We start from the raw sequence: 15403 nt of genomic DNA on the forward strand, positions 1-15403 counted from the left end.
CTGATCAGGGCGTCCGCCTCCGGAGCGTGAGCGATGCCAACACGACCGCACCCACCGCATAGGCGAGGATCGTGAGCAGCTGCCAGACCACGTACGCCGTGTTTTCCGAGCCCGTGGTGACGGCTTCGAGCGCGTCGATCGCGTGTGTGAGCGGCAACCAGTTCGCGATCGCTTCGAGGACCGTCGGCAACTGATCGGTCGGGAGGAACAGCCCGCCGAGCAGCACCTGCGGGAACACGAGCAACGGCATGAACTGCACGACCTGGAACTCCGTCGCCGCGAACGCGCTCGCGAGCAGCCCGAGGGTCGTACCGAGGATGCCGTCGCATACGGCGACGAGGATCATGAGCCACAGCGAACCGCTGACGTCGAGACCACACACCCACACTGCGAAGGCCACTGTGACCACCGCCTGCGCCACCGCGAGCAGCCCGAACGCGAGCGTGTAGCCGAGGATGAAGTCGCCCTTCCCGAGCGGGAGGCTGAGGAGTCGTTCGAGTGTGCCGGAGCGACGTTCGCGCAGCGTCGCGATGGAGGTGACGAGGAACATCACGATGAACGGGAAGAGCGCGATGACCGCCGGGCCGATGCGGTCGAAGACCTCCGTGTCGGAGAAGATCCACGCGATGAGCCCAACGAGCAGGCTCGGCACGACGAGCAGGAGGACGATCGTCCGGGGATCGTGGATGATCTGGCGCAGCACCCTCGCGGCGGTCGCGAGTGTCAGTCGCGGGTGCATCAGTCCGTCTCCTTCGCGTGGCGGTGACGCCTGCCCGTGTCCGTCGGCTGCGCCCGCACGTCGTCTCGGATGATGCGCAGGAACGCCGACTCCGCATCGGGTTCCCCCGTCGACGCGAGGAGTCCGGCCGGCGTCTCATCGGCGACGATCCGCCCCTCGCGCATCAAGAGGAGGCGGTCGCAGCGTATCGCCTCGTCCATCACATGGCTCGACACGAGGATGCCGACCCCCTGGCCGGCGAGGTCGTGGAACAGCTCCCACAGCGATGCGCGCAGCACTGGATCGAGACCGACCGTCGGTTCGTCGAGCACCAGCAGCTCCGGGTCGCCGAGCAACGCCGCGGCGAGGGAGACGCGGTTCCGCTGCCCGCCGGACAGTGTTCCGGCCAACCGGTCGGACGCCGTGCGGAGGTCGGTGTGGTCGATGACGCGCTCGACCGCATCTGGTGCTGCGCCGACGACCCGGCGGAAGTAGGCGAGGTTCTGCCGAACGGTGAGATCGTCGTAGATGCTGTCGAGTTGGGTCATGTACGCGACCCGTCTGCGCAGCGCCGGATCCCCGGCCGGCAGCCCGAGGACCGCCACCGTCCCCGTCACACCACGCTGCACCCCGACGATCGATCGCATCAGCGTGGTCTTGCCGCAGCCGCTCGGGCCGAGTAGGCCGACGACATCGCCGCGGTGCGTCGTGAAGTCGATTCCGTGCACGACCTCAGCCCGTCCGCGCCTCACCCGCAGATCGTGCACCTCGATGGCCGACTCCGTCGTCATGCCTGCATTGTCCGCCCGTGGCGGGCGCACGGCAAGATGCCGCGACGGGTGTCGGGCGGTCCGGGCGGTCTGCGGCTTGTCCGCCTTGATCCGGCCTCGTCCCTCTGCGGCGCCAATGACCGGCCTGCGCACGGGCCGCGCACCAGCTGCGGAGTTCCTGTGCAGCCACCGGGAACCCCGAAGGCGCGGCGGTAGAATGCTCTCAACCCGTACTCCACCGATCCGCAAGGAGCCTCACCTCATGGAATGGCTGATCCCAGTCCTCATCGTCGTCGCACTGGTCGTCATCGTCGGCATCTACTTCTGGGCCACGTACAACTCGCTCGTGACCCTCAACGTCCGCGTCGACGAGGCGTGGAGCGACATCACCGTCCAGCTCAAGCGTCGAGCAGACCTCATCCCCAACCTCATCGAGGCGGTCAAGGGCTATGCGGCCCACGAGAAGTCGGTGTTCGAGAACGTCACCAAGGCTCGAGCTGAGACGTTGAGCGCACAGGGTCCTGCCCAGGCCAGCGAGGCCGAGAACCACATGCAGCAGGCGCTCAAGAGCATCTTCGCCGTCGCGGAGGCGTACCCGCAGCTGCAGGCCAGCCAGAACTTCCTGCACCTCCAGTCGGAGATCGTCGACACCGAAGACAAGATCCAGGCTTCGCGTCGGTTCTACAACGGTGGTGTCCGCGAGCTCAACACGAAGATCAAGGTCTTCCCGAACAACCTCTTCGCCAAGGGCCTCGGCTTCACCGAGCGCGACTTCTTCGAGGTCACCGACAACGCGGCCATCGCAGAGCCGCCGCGCGTCCAGTTCTAGCACTCACAGGAGAGCGGTCGGGGTCGTCACCTGGCGACACCGACCGCAGTCCTGATCCAGCGGGATCCACGATCCCGCCTCGTCCCGTACCCGAAACCCAGACACGAGAAAGTCCTCCCATGTATCGCGCGATCGCCAAGAACAAGTTCAACACGGTGGTCATCTTCGTGGTGTTCCTGCTGATCATCGGCGGTCTGGGCTGGCTCGCCGGGTACATCTACCAGAACCTCACGATCACGATCGTGGTGCTCGTCGTCGCCGCCGGGTACGCGCTGCTGCAGTATTTCTTCGCCGGACGTCAGGCCATCGTGATGAGCGGCGCGCAGAAGATCGAGAAGGCCGACAACCCGAGGCTCTACCGCATCGTCGAGAACCTCGCCATCACGACCGGCACGCCCATGCCGGAGGTGTACATCATCAATGATCCCGCGCCCAACGCGTTCGCGACGGGTCGCGACCCGGAGCACGCGCTCGTCGCCGCGACGACCGGTCTGCTCGACATCATGAACGACGCAGAGTTGGAGGGTGTGATGGCGCACGAGCTCGGTCACGTCCGCAACTACGACATCCGCGTGTCCATGGTCGTCTTCGGGCTGGTCGTGGCCATCGGCTTCCTGTCGGACATGCTCCTGCGCATGACGATCTGGGGCGGCGGCAACCGGAACAACAACAACGGCGGTGGCAACCCGGTCATGCTCGTCATCGGCATCGTGGCCATGCTCGTCGCTCCGCTGCTGGCAACCCTCGTGCAGCTCGCGATCTCCCGTCAGCGCGAGTACCTGGCCGACGCTACCGGCGCGCTCACCACGCGCCACCCCGAGGCGCTCGCGAGTGCACTCGGCAAGCTCGCCGCCTACGGACGTCCGATGGCGAAGCAGAACTCGTCGATGGCGCACCTGTGGATCTCCGACCCGCTGAAGCCGGGCGCGGTCGCCCGCCTATTCAGCACGCACCCGCCGCTCGTCGAGCGCATCAAGCGCCTCTCCACGATCGGCAGCGGCTTCTAGGTCGCGGCGCGTCGCCGGCGCGCTTCGCGCCACGCGCCCTGACGCGCGTTGTGAGCGCGCCCCTGCGCTCTGAGCGCGGTGCGCACCCACCCCGCGCTCGCGGCACAGCACCGCGCTCAGAGCGCGCGACGCGCTCGGCTACGCGAGTGCCGCGGCGAGCGGGCCGGCGAGCGTTCCGCGATCGACGACCACGACGTCGTCGAGGCCCTGCCAGGCGGCGGCACGACGGAGGAGGGCGGCGGTCCGAACGGCGATCTCGTCGAGGGGCAACGGCTGGTGCTTGGGCTCCCCGGCGGGGACGCCTTCCTCGACCCAGGACGCCTGCACACGCAGCACACCCGCCTGGCGGTCGCTCTTGAGGTCGATGCGGGCCGCGATGCGGTCGTCGAGGAGCACGGGCAGCACGTAGTACCCGAAGATCCGCTTTGGCGCCGGCGTGTAGATCTCGATCCGATAGTGCAGACCGAACATCCGCAGCGCACGATCTCGGTACCAGACGACCGGGTCGAAGGGGCTCAGGAGCGCGTCAGCCTCGATGCGACGCGGGCGGGCGGCATCGCGATGCATCCACACGGCCTCCGGGGCGCCTCTGCGGTCCCAGCCGCGCACCTGCACCTGCTGGAGCTCACCCTCGTCGACGAGTTCGTCGACGGCCCGACGGACGGCGACCGCGGGCTTGATCCGGTAGTAGTCGGCAAGATCCGACAGGGTCCCGAGCCCTTGTGCCCTGGCCGCACGCCGGACGAGCTCTCGGATGGCGTCCTCGTCCGAGACCTCGCGGCCGATGAGCTCGTCATCGAGCACCTGCTCCGGCAGCGCATACCGGCGTTCGAAGCGATCGCGGCCCGCCGTGACGACGTCGCCGTGCCTGAACAGCGTCTCCAGGGCGCGTTTGACGTCCGACCAGCCCCACCACGGCCCCTGTCGGACGTTGGCGTCGTGTTCGATCTCGCTCGCCCGGAGCGGACCCTTGTCCCGGAGTTCGTCCAGCACCCATGCGAGCATCTGCGGATTCTGGGCCGCGAAGCCGTCCGTCTCCGCGAAGTCGCGCACGCGGTTGCGTTCCATCCGCCAGCGGAACAACGGCCACGCCTCGCGGGGGATGAAGGCCGCCTCGTGTGCCCAGTACTCAAGGTACGGCGCCGCGCGCGGCGACTTCGTGGACACCGTGAGGCGGTCGAGCAGCGCCTTGTCATACGTGCCAACGCGCGCGAACAGTGGCAGGTAGTGGCTGCGCTCGAACACGTTGACGGAGTCGATCTGCACCAGGCCCAGCCGGTCGATCGCGGAGCGGAGGACCCGGGTGCCCGCCTCCGACTCCCGTCTGGCGAAGCTCTGCGCGCCGAACCCCTGCGCTCCGAGCGCGATCCTCCGCGCGAGCTGCGGCGAGATGCTGGGCAGGCTGCGCGTCTGCGCGGCGCTGAGAGTGCTTCCTGCGAGCACGGCGGCGTCTTCGTTGTCTGTGTCCGGTGAATTCGACATCGGCTCGACGCTAACACCAGCCGCCGACATCGGCGCCTCGCAGCAGCGGGAGCAACAGCACCGCGACGTCGTCCACGCCGGTCGGCGGCATCGCCCGCGGGAGCCAACCGGCGATATGCCGTGCGGGGCATGAGCCGGTCGTAGACTTGTCGCGTGGCGGACGACACTCCGAAGACCTGGTGGGGCCGGCTCCTGCCTGACCCCACGACCGAGCGACCGCGCGTCGACGACACCTCGGTCTCGCGCGGCATGCGCATCGCGGCCGCGTGGTCCTGGCGGATCCTCGTCGTCGCTGGGGCGATCGCCCTGCTCGTGTGGCTCATCGTGCAGCTGCGGCTCATCGTCATCCCGTTGCTCATCGCGATCCTGGTGTCGTCCCTGCTGCATCCGGTCGTCCGGTTCCTGGTGAAGCACCGCTGGCCGAAGGGCCTCGCCGTCGCCGCCGCCATGGTCGGCGCCCTCGCGGTCGTCTCCGGACTGCTGTACCTCGCCATCTCGCAGATCTACGCACAGTTCGACAGCGTCAAGGATCGCTCGCTGCAAGCGTTCACCGACTTCAAGCAGTTCTTGCTCGACAGCCCGATGCACATCACCGAGGCGCAGCTGAACGACTTCGTGTCGCAGGCGTGGAACTCGGTGCAGCAGGACGGGCAGGTCCTCGTGAGCGGTGCGCTCTCGCTCGGATCGACGCTCGGCCACGTCGTGACGGGCCTCTTCCTCACGCTCTTCTGCCTCCTCTTCATCCTGATCGACGGCAAGACCATCTGGAAGTGGACCGTCCGCATCTTCCCGAAGCGCGCACGTCCGGCCGTCGACGGTGCAGGGCAGGCCGGATGGGCCACCCTCGGCAACTACGCGCGCACCCAGATCCTCGTCGCGTCGATCGACGCCGTCGGCATCGGCCTCGGCGCGTTCCTCCTCGGTGTGCCGCTCGCGATCCCGGTCGCGGTGCTCGTGCTGCTCGGATCGTTCATCCCGATCGTCGGTGCGGTCGTCACGGGCGCGGTCGCGGTGTTCCTCGCGCTCGTCTACAACGGGCCGGTCATCGCACTGCTGATGCTCATCGTCGTCCTCGTCGTGCAGCAGGTCGAGGGACACGTGCTCCAGCCGCTCATCATGGGCACCGCCGTCAAGGTGCACCCGCTCGCGGTCGTCCTCGCGGTGGCCGGCGGCACGATGGTGGCAGGCATCCCCGGCGCGCTGTTCGCCGTCCCCGTCGTCGCCGTGATCAACGTCATGGCGCACTACATCTCGAGCGGGACCTGGCGGACGCCGGGCGCGCTCCCAACAGCCTTCAACGTCGATGGCATCTGGCACACCGTCCCGAGCACCAGACCCGGTTTCAAGAAAGCCCAGGTACCAGAACCCCATGACTGACCTCCCGAAGACGACCAGTCCAGACGCCGTCGCATCGTCGTTCCCCGGCCCATCGCTCGATGCGTTCGAGCGTGCGCGCGCCGCCCTGCAGGGCACCGTGCAGCAGACTCCGATGGAGAGCTCCCGCTATCTGTCGGACGTGCTCGGCGCCGATGTGCACCTGAAGTGCGAGAACCTGCAGCGCACCGGTTCGTACAAGATCCGGGGCGCCTACAACCTCATGGCGAGCCTCACGCCCGAGGAACGTGCCCGAGGCGTCGTCGCTGCCTCCGCCGGCAACCACGCGCAGGGTGTCGCCTTCGCTGCTCGCGCGCTCGGCATCAAGGCGACGATCTTCATGCCGCTCGGCGTTCCGCTTCCCAAGCTCTCTGCGACGCGTGACTACGGCGCCGATGTGGTCCTCGGCGGGCACACGGTCGCCGAGCCGCTCATCGCCGCAGCCGAGTTCGCGGAGTCCACTGGCGCCGTCCTGATCCCGCCGTTCGACCACATCGACGTCATCGCCGGTCAGGGGACCCTCGGGCTGGAGATCTTCGACGAGGTACCAGAGGTGCAGACGGTCATCGTCCCGATCGGCGGCGGCGGGCTCATCTCCGGGGTCGCGGGCGCGCTCAAGCAGCGTGCGGCACTCGAGGGACGCACCGTGCGGATCATCGGCGTGCAGGCAGCCAACGCGGCAGCGTACCCGCCGTCCCTCGACGCCGGCACCCCGGTCAACGTCACCGTCCAGCCGACGATCGCCGACGGCATCGCGGTCGGTCGCCCGGGCACGCTCAACTTCGACATCATCAGCAAGCTGGTCGATGAGGTCGTCACCGTCACCGAGGACGACCTCGCGAAGGCGATCGTGGTGCTCCTCGAGCGCGCGAAGCTCGTGGTGGAGCCGGCCGGAGCGGCCGGAGTCGCGGCGATCCTCGCGGGCAAGATCGTCCCCGAGGGGCCGACGGTCGCAATCCTGTCCGGCGGCAACATCGATCCGCTGCTCCTGCAGAAGGTCGTCAGCCACGGTCTGGCTGCCTCCGACCGCTACCTCACGCTGCGCATCCCGCTGCCCGACCGCCCTGGGCAGCTCGCGCGCACGGCGGAACTCGTCGCCCAGGCGAACGCCAATGTCATTGAGGTCCTGCACACGAGGCACGGGCACGGCCTCCAGATCAGCGAGGTGGAGCTCGAGCTGAGCGTCGAGACCCGCGGGCCCGACCACCGCGATCTCGTCGTCCAGACGCTGCGTGAGGCGGGCTACGACCCGCAGATCGTCGACGACTGAGCGACGCTTCGCAACGCACACACGACGAAGCCCTCCCCGGCTTGGATCAACCCGGGGAGGGCTTCGTCGTCAGGCGGACCTGCGAATCATGAGGCTGGTCAGCCGGTGAAGTTCTCCACCTTGATGATGGTGACCTTGATCTCCTTGCCGTTCGGGGCGACGTAGGAGGTGGACTCGCCGACCTTCAAGCCCTGGATGGCGGTGCCGAGGGGGCTGCCCTCGCTGTAGACGTCGAGGTCGGTGCCGTCGGCGATCTCGCGGCTGCCGAGGAGGAAGACTTCTTCACCGCCGGCGACGTTGGCCGTGATGACGGTCCCGGACACGACGACGCCGTTCGACTGCGGTGCGACGCCCACCTTGGAGTCGCGCAGGAGCTGCGTGAGCGAGCGGATGCGTGCCTCCTGCTTGCCCTGCTCGTCCTTGGCGGCGTGGTAGCCGCCGTTCTCCTTGAGGTCGCCTTCTTCACGGGCGGCTTCGATCTTCTTGGCGATCTCTTCCCGGCCGGTGGTGCTCAAGAAGTCGAGCTCAGCCTGCAGGCGGTCGAACGCCTCCTGGGTCAGGAACGTCTCCTGGATCTGCTCGGACACGATGGAACTCCTTTGCATCAGTGGAACAGGCGCATCGCACGGGTGCGTAATACGCCAGACGCCCCGGCTGAGTGCCGGGGCGTGCGCGAAATGCTTTCAACGAGTATCGCATGTGCGCCCCAGTTCAGGGCAATCCATTGCGGCGTGCGGCGTCAGGACGCAGTTTCGTGCAGAGCGTACAGGTGATGTTGAATTTCGCCACGAACGGTCGGCTCGCCGTGCAGGCGGAGGAGCGGAGTGTTCAGCTCGGCGTCACAGCGGTGTGCGGTTGTGTCGCACCAGGATGAGCAGTAGACAGATCAGCAGAATCATCACGGTGATGAGCCCGCTGGCTGCCGGCAGGAATGGGATCGAGCGACCCGTGGTGAGCGCGAGGATGGCGAACAGCGAGGCGATTCCCGCGACGAGGACGATGCTGCTGATGAGGACCCAGAACCACGGCCGAGATCGTGCTGATCGCCACGTGGTCTCATTCATCCGGGGCAGTGACGGTGAGTGCGATCGCAGCGACTGCGCCGGCGATGGAGGTATTCAGTCGGTTCACGATGCGTCGTTGCATGTGAGGTTCCTTTGAGAGGGGACGGATGGTTCTTCCCAGGCTCGCACAGCCTCGCATCAACTACATGGTTTTCATAAATAATCTAGTATTTGTTCGAGAATCGAGGCTGGACTCATATCTCCGAAATTCGAGGTCCGTTGCCTTCTCGCGGTTGCCGCCGGAACGACGATCGATCGCTGGAACCGGGATTGTCGTAGGCGCGACTACTTCGTCAGTACCCAGCACTCCTGGACGAGACCGGTGTTGCTCTGCTCCGTGGTGCGGACCGTCTCGGTGAAGTTCCGGGTGCGCTGGTCCGACGGCGGGAGCTCGATGACCTTCCAGCCGACGATCGCGAACTGCTCGTTCATCGCCTTGACCGCGCAAGCGAGGGGCGTGTTCTGCGGTGCGGTGACCTCGAAGGAGACGCTCACCGTGGTCGCGTCGATGAGTTCGTGCGCGGTGTCGCGCGTCTCGATCGTGGCGCTGTTGCCGTCGAACCCGGCCCAGATCACCCAGGCGGCGAACACCACGACGAAGGACGCTGCGACGATCCACAGCACCCGCTTGTCGCGCTTCGCGCTGCCGGGCGTGCGCCCGTACCGTGCGTCGAGGGCCGCCTGCGGGGTTCCGGTCATCGTCACGTGCTCCAGTTCCAACGGTTAGTCTTGAACCTCAAGGCTATTGCCTCTTCCTGACAACCCGTACCCGTGTACCGTCCGCCAGCCGGACGGCCGCCCGAGAGGTGTGATCTCCGTGACGTTGAGACTCATGTCCGTCCACGCCCACCCCGACGACGAGTCGAGCAAGGGTGCAGGGACGGTCGCCGCATATCGTGCACGTGGCGCCGAGGTCATGGTCGTCAGCTGCACCGGTGGCGAACGTGGCGACATTCTCAATCCGGAGGTCGACGCCATCGCGATGGCGCACCGCGACCTGCCCGGGTACCGCCGCCTGGAGATGGCGGAAGCGAAGCGCATCCTCGACATCGAGCACCGATGGCTCGGATACCGCGACAGCGGCATGGCCAACGAGGACGGCTCCGTGCCGCACGCATCGTTCGCCGACATCCCGCTCGAGGTGTCGACGGGTGTGCTCGTGAAGCTCATCCGGCAGTTCCGTCCGCACGTGCTCCTCACCTACGACGAGAACGGCGGGTACCCGCACCCCGACCACATCCGGTGCCACCAGGTCAGCGTTGCGGCGTTCGAGGCGGCCGCCGACCCGGAGCAGTACCCGGAGCACGGTCCGGCCTGGCAGGTGTCGAAGCTCTACTACGACCAGTCGTTCAACGCGCAGCGGTTCGCCGCGATCCACGAGTACCTGCTGGAGCACCGCCCGGGTTCGCCGGAGACGGAGCGCATGGCGGAGATGCGCGAGTGGATGGCCGACCGCGTCGACCGCTCGACGACGCACGTGCCGTGCGGCGACTTCTTCGAGATCCGCGATGCCGCACTGCGCGCACACCGCAGCCAGGTGCCGGCGGACTCGCCCTTCTTCTTCTGGCCGAATGACGTGCAACGTGAGGCGTGGCCGTTCGAGGACTTCGAACTGGTCACCTCCCACGTCGGCTCCCACGTCCCCGAGTCAGATGTGTTCGCCGGAATAGAGGATTCTGCATGACGCTCCACACCCTGTTCACCGAGTTCGTGCTCGCGGTCACTCCGTCGCCGAGCCCGTCGGTGCCGCAGTTCGACGAGAACCAGGTCACCCCGGGCCCGTGGGGGTTCGTGGCCACATTCGCGGTCGCCGCGGTCGTTGTGCTGCTCATCATCGACATGACGAGGCGCGTGCGACGCGTCAACTACCGCGCTGAGGTCGAGGAACGCCTGCAGGAGGAACTGCGCGAGCGCGACGAGCGTGCAGCGGGGGAGACGGGAACCTCGTCCGAGGGCTCCGCTGAACAGGGCTCACCGAAGCACGACTCGTAGCCGGGCTCGCTGCGTCGGCCGCTTCGTCGGTGGCTCAGGCGTTGTAGACGGGCGCGATCGCGAGCAGCAGGATGCCCGTCCAGTGGCACAGGAACGCGAACAGCGTGCACGCGTGGAAGAGCTCGTGGAAGCCGAACCGGCCGGGCCATGGGTTCGGGCGCTTGAGGGCGTACATCACGGCGCCGACGGTGTAGAAGAGCCCGCCGGCCGCGACGAGCACCATCGTGGCGAGGTTCGCCTGCGCGATGTCCGCCAGATACGCGACCGCACCCCACCCGAGGGCGAGGTACAGCGGCACGTACAGCCACCGCGGCGCGTTGATCCAGAACACCCGGAAGCCGATGCCGAGGATCGCCCCGCCCCAGACGAGGCAGAGCAGCAGCACACCCTTCGACGGCGGCAGCGCGAGGACGGCGATGGGCGTGTACGTCCCGGCGATCAGCAGGAAGATGTTCGCGTGGTCGATCCGCTTCAGGACGACACGCACCTTCGGGCGCCAGTTGAAACGGTGGTAGAGCGCCGAGTTGCCGAAGAGCAGCAGTGACGTCAGTGCGAACACGGCCGTGCTCCACTTGGCGGCTGCGCCCTCGGCGAGCACAACGAGGACGATGCCGGCCGCGATCGCGACGGGGAACGTCCCGGCGTGGATCCAGCCGCGCCAACTGGGTTTGACCTCCACCGCGTCGACCGCCGCGACCTCGAGGAGCGGCAACTTCGGGAGCTCGGCCCCCGCATCGCCTGCCGCCTCGATCGTCGCGGTGTCAGCGGCGTCATCGATGCCCCGCAGGCCGGTCGGGTCGTCGTCTTCAGGAGCGCCGGGGGTAGCCATGCGCCCAGGATACCGGGGCAGTCCGTGCGCATGGTCGGAATCCGTCGTCGGGCGGCATCGGCTCGCTCCGGAGCAGAACGCACGAGTTCCCCGACATCCGCTGAACATCCCAGTCGGCTGCGAGCGTTCCGCGAAAAGGCACTAGCGTTGCAGGGTGATGATCAAGCAAGCGCGGTCTGGAGAGGGCTTCCTCTATGACCTGTATGCGAGACGGCTTCGGAAGGGGCTGAACCGCGACACCCTGCCCCACCACGTCGCGATGATCATCGACGGCAACCGGCGCTGGGCGAAGCAGCTCGGCTACGACTCGGTGGCGCACGGTCACCGAGCCGGCGCCGCGAAGATGCGTGAATTCCTCGAATGGTGCGACGATCTCGGCATCGAGGTCGTGACGCTCTACCTGCTCTCCAGCGACAATCTGACCAACCGGTCGCCGGAGGAGCTCAACGACCTCATCGAGATCATCGCCGATCTCGCAGAAGACCTCTCGCACTACCGCGACTGGCGGGTGAAGCACGTCGGTTCCGAGAAGGGCCTCCCGGAGCCGCTCATCGCATCGCTCAACGCCGCCGAGCAGCGCACCTCCGCCAAGCAGGGGCTGCACATCAACCTCGCCGTCGGCTACGGCGGGCGCACCGAGATCGTCGACGCCATGCGCAGCATCGTGTCCAAGCACCACCTCGAGGGCCGCAGCCTCGACGAGCTCGCGGCGCTCCTCACACCGGACCTCATCGGCGAACACCTCTACACCGGGGGACAGCCGGACCCCGACCTCGTCATCCGCACGAGCGGCGAGCAGCGGATGAGCGACTTCATGCTGTGGCAGAGCGCGCACAGCGAGTTCTACTTCGTCGAAGCCCTCGGCCCGGACCTGCGCGAAGTGGACTTCCTCCGCGCGCTCCGCGACTTCTCCAGACGCCAGCGCCGCTTCGGCGGCTGACCGCCTCGCCCACGGGCGGCATCGGCGGCGGCGCCCACAGCAGCACGCTCCCACGCGCATCCCCGCAGACCCCACATCCCACGACCCCATCGGAGACGACGACGTTGACCGCATCCGCATCCGCATCCGCATCCGCACCCATCTCGATCGAGACCTTCGCATCCCACTTCCCCGAGGAGCCCGGCTACCTCGACTACGGCAAGGTCGGGCCGATGTCGACTGTCGCCGCCGCGGAGTCTGCCGCCTGGAACGAGGCGCTCAGCAGTGGCGACGTCGATCGCCTCGCCGCCATCGACGGACAGACAAATCGTCTCCATGCGGTCGTCGGATCGCTCACGGGATTCGCCCCGCACCAGATCTCCACCCAGCCGAACACCTCCCAGGGCATCATGCAGACGCTCTTCGGCCTCGGCGGCACGATCCTGCTGTCGCCGCGTGAATTCCCCAGCAACCCGCTCGCCGTCGAACGGGCCGCTGCGCACATCGGCCGGTTGACACCCGCCTGGCTGCAGACCGACGACGACGCGGAGAGCAACGCAGGGCACGTCACCCCGGAGCGCGTGCGGGAGCAGCTGACCGACGACGTCACCGCGGTCCTCGTGAGCCTCGTCGACTACCGCACCGGGTACCTGGCGGACCTCGCGGGCCTGCGCGACGTGATCGGGGACCGGCTGCTCATCGTCGACGCGATTCAGGGCTTCGGCGTCACCGAGGCGGCGTACCAGGCCGCCGATGTCGTCGCCGTCGGCGGGCAGAAATGGATGCGCTCGGGATGGGGCACCGGATTCCTCGCAACGAGCGACCGCGCCCTCGAACGCCTGACGCCCGTCTTCTCCGGCATCACCGGCACCGACGAGCCGTGGCCGTACACGACGACGCCGGCGCCCAGCGCTTCCGCCCGCGCATTCTCGGTGACGCGCGTGGACCCGATCGCCGAGGCCCGGTTCGCCGCAGCACTCGAAGACGTCGCCGCAGTCGGCGTCGCCGCGGTGCAGGGCGCCATCGCCGACCGGGTGAATCAGGTCATCGACCTCGTGGACGAGTTCGGGATCGCTCTCGCCTCGCCGCGTGAGGAACACGAGCGTGCCGGCATCGTCGTCGTGCGCCCTGAGCCCGAGCAGGTCTCGGCGCTGTCCACCTCGCTCGCGAACCACGGTGTCAGCGTCACCACACGCACCGACACGGTGCGCTTCTCCGTGCACGCCGGGACGACCGACGCGACGCTCGAACTCCTGCAGGGCGCACTCACCTCGTTCGCGAGCTCCTGAGGCCGGACGGGCGAGGACGGGACCCGTCGACGGCGAACTGTTCACCCATCCGTAACACGACACGTCGCGTGTCGCGTTGCCGAAGTTCGCCGAACGGACGTACCTTCATCTCATCAGGCATGGAGCCTGGTCGAGACGGCCACACAAGTTCGGCTCGAAACCCGCTACGTGGCCTCCTCGCAGAGTGATCCGAGCACGTGTTGCTCGGGGTGGGAGTGGTTGTGGCCTCGCAAGAAACACTCAACACGTCCGACTCGACCGGTACGAGCGACACCGTGCCGAACGAAGCGGCATCAACAGGCGCCGCACCGGTGCGCACCGCATCGCGGACGGCCGGCACGCGGACCGGCCGGCGGACGACGGGCGCACCGGCGACGGACCGGAACACCGAACAGGCTGAGCGCACCTACGTGCTCGACACCTCGGTGCTCCTCTCCGATCCGCGGGCGCTGTTCCGGTTCGCCGAGCACGCGGTCGTCATCCCGGTCGTGGTCATCAGCGAGCTGGAGGGCAAGCGGAACGATCCGGAGATCGGATACTTCGCGAGGCAGGCGCTCCGCCTCCTCGACGAACTCCGGGTCGAACACGAACGGCTCGACTTCCCGATCCCGGTCGGCGACGGCGGCTCGTTGCGCGTCGAACTGAACCACTCCAACATGGGCGTCCTGCCGTCCGGGCTGCAGCTCGGCGACAACGACTCCCGGATCCTCGCGGTCGCCCTCAACCTCTCGAACGACGGACTCGCCGTCACGGTCGTCTCCAAGGACATGCCGTTGCGGGTGAAGGCGGCATCGATCGGCCTCGCCGCCGAAGAGTACCGCGCTGAACTCGCCGTCGACTCCGGGTGGACCGGGATGGACGAGATCACGCTCGGCTCCGATGCGATGAGCGAACTGTACGAACGAGAGGAGGGCACCACCTCCCTCATCGAGGACATGCCCATCAACACCGGGCTCGTGATCCACTCCGACCGCGGTTCCGCACTCGGGCGGGTCACCGGCAAACGCTCCTACAAGCTCGTGCGGGGCGATAGGGACGTGTTCGGCCTCCACGGCCGGTCGGCGGAGCAACGGCTCGCGATCGACATGCTCCTCGACCCGGAGATCGGCATCCTGTCGTTGGGAGGGCGAGCAGGGACGGGGAAGTCCGCGCTCGCACTGTGCGCAGGACTCGAAGCGGTGCTCGAACGGCAGCAGCACAAGAAGATCATGGTCTTCCGTCCGCTGTACGCGGTCGGCGGTCAGGAGCTCGGGTACCTGCCGGGGGACCAGGGCGAGAAGATGAACCCCTGGGGACAGGCGATCTTCGACACGCTCGGTGCCGTGGTGTCGCAGAACGTCCTCGACGAGGTCGTGGAGCGGGGCATCCTCGAAGTGCTGCCGCTCACACACATCCGCGGTCGCTCGCTGCACGATGCGTTTGTGATCGTGGATGAGGCGCAATCCTTGGAGCGCAACGTCCTGCTGACCGTGCTCAGCCGCATCGGGCAGAACTCGCGGGTCGTGTTGACGCACGATGTCGCCCAGCGCGACAACCTGCGCGTCGGTCGGCACGATGGCGTCGCATCGGTCATCGAGACGCTCAAGGGGCACCCGCTGTTCGGGCACGTGACACTGACGCGTTCCGAGCGTTCCGCCATCGCCGCCCTCGTGACGGAGATGCTGGAGGGCAACGAGCTGGCCTAGCCTCCGCCCGGCCGTCCATCTCCCGGCCTCCCACCTCCCGCCCTCAGCCCGCGAACTGGCAGTCGTGGCTGTTCCGACGCCGTCCATTCCGGCCACGACTGTCAGCTCGCGAGCTGACAGTTGTGGCCGGTCCGGCGGTGCGGAAACCAGCCACGAGTGACCGCTCGCGGGCAGG

General features: G+C 67.6%; 16 protein-coding genes. 9 read left to right on the forward strand and 7 right to left on the reverse strand.

Features of this window, described 5'->3' with window-relative positions; all coding sequences use genetic code 11:
* Window positions 1-4 precede the first annotated feature (4 nt).
* Together ACL9RL_RS06230 and ACL9RL_RS06235 are read right to left on the reverse strand one after the other, a co-directional pair.
* Window positions 5-739, reverse strand: coding sequence for an ABC transporter permease (locus ACL9RL_RS06230; RefSeq protein ID WP_422779350.1), 735 nt, complete (start codon window positions 737-739; stop codon window positions 5-7).
* Window positions 739-1509 carry an ABC transporter ATP-binding protein gene (locus ACL9RL_RS06235; RefSeq protein WP_422779351.1) on the reverse strand — a complete coding sequence of 257 codons (771 nt, stop codon included), beginning with the start codon at window positions 1507-1509 and terminating at the stop codon, window positions 739-741. Before ACL9RL_RS06235 ends, ACL9RL_RS06230 begins: the two co-directional genes overlap by 1 nt.
* 241 nt (window positions 1510-1750) lie before the next feature.
* On the opposite strand from ACL9RL_RS06235, the gene ACL9RL_RS06240 reads away from it, so the two are divergent.
* Together ACL9RL_RS06240 and ACL9RL_RS06245 are read left to right on the forward strand one after the other, a co-directional pair.
* Entirely contained in the window at window positions 1751-2317 is a 567-nt protein-coding gene (locus ACL9RL_RS06240; protein ID WP_422779352.1) for a LemA family protein, read from the forward strand.
* Between the two features lie 119 nt (window positions 2318-2436).
* Window positions 2437-3324: a M48 family metalloprotease gene (locus ACL9RL_RS06245; protein WP_422779353.1), complete on the forward strand. Its 888-nt coding sequence runs from the start codon at window positions 2437-2439 to the stop codon at window positions 3322-3324.
* Window positions 3325-3462: 138 nt separating this feature from the next.
* Here ACL9RL_RS06245 and ACL9RL_RS06250 read toward each other — a convergent pair whose 3' ends face one another.
* Window positions 3463-4806: a winged helix-turn-helix domain-containing protein gene (locus ACL9RL_RS06250; protein ID WP_422779354.1), complete on the reverse strand. Its 1344-nt coding sequence runs from the start codon at window positions 4804-4806 to the stop codon at window positions 3463-3465.
* Window positions 4807-4959: 153 nt separating this feature from the next.
* On the opposite strand from ACL9RL_RS06250, the gene ACL9RL_RS06255 reads away from it, so the two are divergent.
* Entirely contained in the window at window positions 4960-6183 is a 1224-nt protein-coding gene (locus ACL9RL_RS06255; RefSeq protein WP_422779355.1) for an AI-2E family transporter, read from the forward strand.
* Window positions 6176-7450, forward strand: coding sequence for a threonine ammonia-lyase (gene ilvA, locus ACL9RL_RS06260; protein WP_422779356.1), 1275 nt, complete (start codon window positions 6176-6178; stop codon window positions 7448-7450). The genes ACL9RL_RS06255 and ilvA overlap by 8 nt, the downstream gene beginning before the upstream one ends.
* Before the next feature lie 98 nt (window positions 7451-7548).
* Here the strand turns inward: ilvA and greA are convergent, their stop codons facing one another.
* The 3 genes from greA to ACL9RL_RS06275 form a co-directional block, all read right to left on the reverse strand.
* Window positions 7549-8055, reverse strand: coding sequence for a transcription elongation factor GreA (gene greA / locus ACL9RL_RS06265; RefSeq protein WP_422779357.1), 507 nt, complete (start codon window positions 8053-8055; stop codon window positions 7549-7551).
* A gap of 234 nt (window positions 8056-8289) precedes the next feature.
* Window positions 8290-8514 (reverse strand): hypothetical protein, encoded by a 225-nt coding sequence (locus tag ACL9RL_RS06270; protein WP_422779358.1) that lies wholly within the window; start codon window positions 8512-8514, stop codon window positions 8290-8292.
* Window positions 8515-8799: 285 nt separating this feature from the next.
* Entirely contained in the window at window positions 8800-9213 is a 414-nt protein-coding gene (locus tag ACL9RL_RS06275; protein WP_422779359.1) for a DUF4307 domain-containing protein, read from the reverse strand.
* 133 nt (window positions 9214-9346) lie between these two features.
* Here ACL9RL_RS06275 and mca point away from each other — a divergent pair, with 133 nt between their 5' ends.
* Together mca and ACL9RL_RS06285 are read left to right on the forward strand one after the other, a co-directional pair.
* Complete coding sequence (gene mca, locus ACL9RL_RS06280) at window positions 9347-10198, forward strand: mycothiol conjugate amidase Mca (RefSeq protein WP_422779570.1); 852 nt, start codon at window positions 9347-9349, stop codon at window positions 10196-10198.
* The gene (locus ACL9RL_RS06285; protein ID WP_422779360.1) at window positions 10195-10506 is read left to right on the forward strand and encodes a hypothetical protein; all 312 of its coding nucleotides are present in this window, start codon (window positions 10195-10197) and stop codon (window positions 10504-10506) included. The genes mca and ACL9RL_RS06285 overlap by 4 nt, the downstream gene beginning before the upstream one ends.
* Before the next feature lie 34 nt (window positions 10507-10540).
* On the opposite strand, the gene trhA is transcribed toward ACL9RL_RS06285, so the two are convergent.
* Window positions 10541-11335, reverse strand: a complete 795-nt coding sequence (trhA, locus tag ACL9RL_RS06290; RefSeq protein WP_422779361.1) for a PAQR family membrane homeostasis protein TrhA — start codon at window positions 11333-11335, stop codon at window positions 10541-10543.
* A 157-nt stretch (window positions 11336-11492) separates the two neighbouring features.
* Here trhA and ACL9RL_RS06295 point away from each other — a divergent pair, with 157 nt between their 5' ends.
* The 3 genes from ACL9RL_RS06295 (at window position 11493) to ACL9RL_RS06305 (ending at window position 15228) form a co-directional block, all read left to right on the forward strand.
* Window positions 11493-12275 (forward strand): isoprenyl transferase, encoded by a 783-nt coding sequence (locus ACL9RL_RS06295; RefSeq protein WP_422779571.1) that lies wholly within the window; start codon window positions 11493-11495, stop codon window positions 12273-12275.
* Between the two features lie 104 nt (window positions 12276-12379).
* Window positions 12380-13543 (forward strand): aminotransferase class V-fold PLP-dependent enzyme, encoded by a 1164-nt coding sequence (locus ACL9RL_RS06300; protein WP_422779362.1) that lies wholly within the window; start codon window positions 12380-12382, stop codon window positions 13541-13543.
* Between the two features lie 410 nt (window positions 13544-13953).
* On the forward strand, window positions 13954-15228 hold the full coding sequence (locus ACL9RL_RS06305) for a PhoH family protein (protein ID WP_422779572.1): 1275 nt from the start codon (window positions 13954-13956) through the stop codon (window positions 15226-15228).
* Window positions 15229-15403: the final 175 nt, after the last annotated feature.

The organism is Plantibacter sp. Mn2098 (genome assembly GCF_049319745.1).
Taxonomy (GTDB): domain Bacteria; phylum Actinomycetota; class Actinomycetes; order Actinomycetales; family Microbacteriaceae; genus Plantibacter.

Coding starts and splice junctions, on each gene's coding strand:
- ACL9RL_RS06230 (WP_422779350.1), bottom strand. CDS start 739: ATGCACCCGCGACTGACACTCGCGACCGCCGCGAGGGTGCTGCGCCAG.
- ACL9RL_RS06235 (WP_422779351.1), bottom strand. CDS start 1,509: ATGACGACGGAGTCGGCCATCGAGGTGCACGATCTGCGGGTGAGGCGC.
- ACL9RL_RS06240 (WP_422779352.1), top strand. CDS start 1,751: ATGGAATGGCTGATCCCAGTCCTCATCGTCGTCGCACTGGTCGTCATC.
- ACL9RL_RS06245 (WP_422779353.1), top strand. CDS start 2,437: ATGTATCGCGCGATCGCCAAGAACAAGTTCAACACGGTGGTCATCTTC.
- ACL9RL_RS06250 (WP_422779354.1), bottom strand. CDS start 4,806: ATGTCGAATTCACCGGACACAGACAACGAAGACGCCGCCGTGCTCGCA.
- ilvA (WP_422779356.1), top strand. CDS start 6,176: ATGACTGACCTCCCGAAGACGACCAGTCCAGACGCCGTCGCATCGTCG.
- greA (WP_422779357.1), bottom strand. CDS start 8,055: ATGCAAAGGAGTTCCATCGTGTCCGAGCAGATCCAGGAGACGTTCCTG.
- ACL9RL_RS06270 (WP_422779358.1), bottom strand. CDS start 8,514: ATGAATGAGACCACGTGGCGATCAGCACGATCTCGGCCGTGGTTCTGG.
- ACL9RL_RS06275 (WP_422779359.1), bottom strand. CDS start 9,213: ATGACCGGAACCCCGCAGGCGGCCCTCGACGCACGGTACGGGCGCACG.
- mca (WP_422779570.1), top strand. CDS start 9,347: ATGTCCGTCCACGCCCACCCCGACGACGAGTCGAGCAAGGGTGCAGGG.
- ACL9RL_RS06285 (WP_422779360.1), top strand. CDS start 10,195: ATGACGCTCCACACCCTGTTCACCGAGTTCGTGCTCGCGGTCACTCCG.
- trhA (WP_422779361.1), bottom strand. CDS start 11,335: ATGGCTACCCCCGGCGCTCCTGAAGACGACGACCCGACCGGCCTGCGG.
- ACL9RL_RS06295 (WP_422779571.1), top strand. CDS start 11,493: ATGATCAAGCAAGCGCGGTCTGGAGAGGGCTTCCTCTATGACCTGTAT.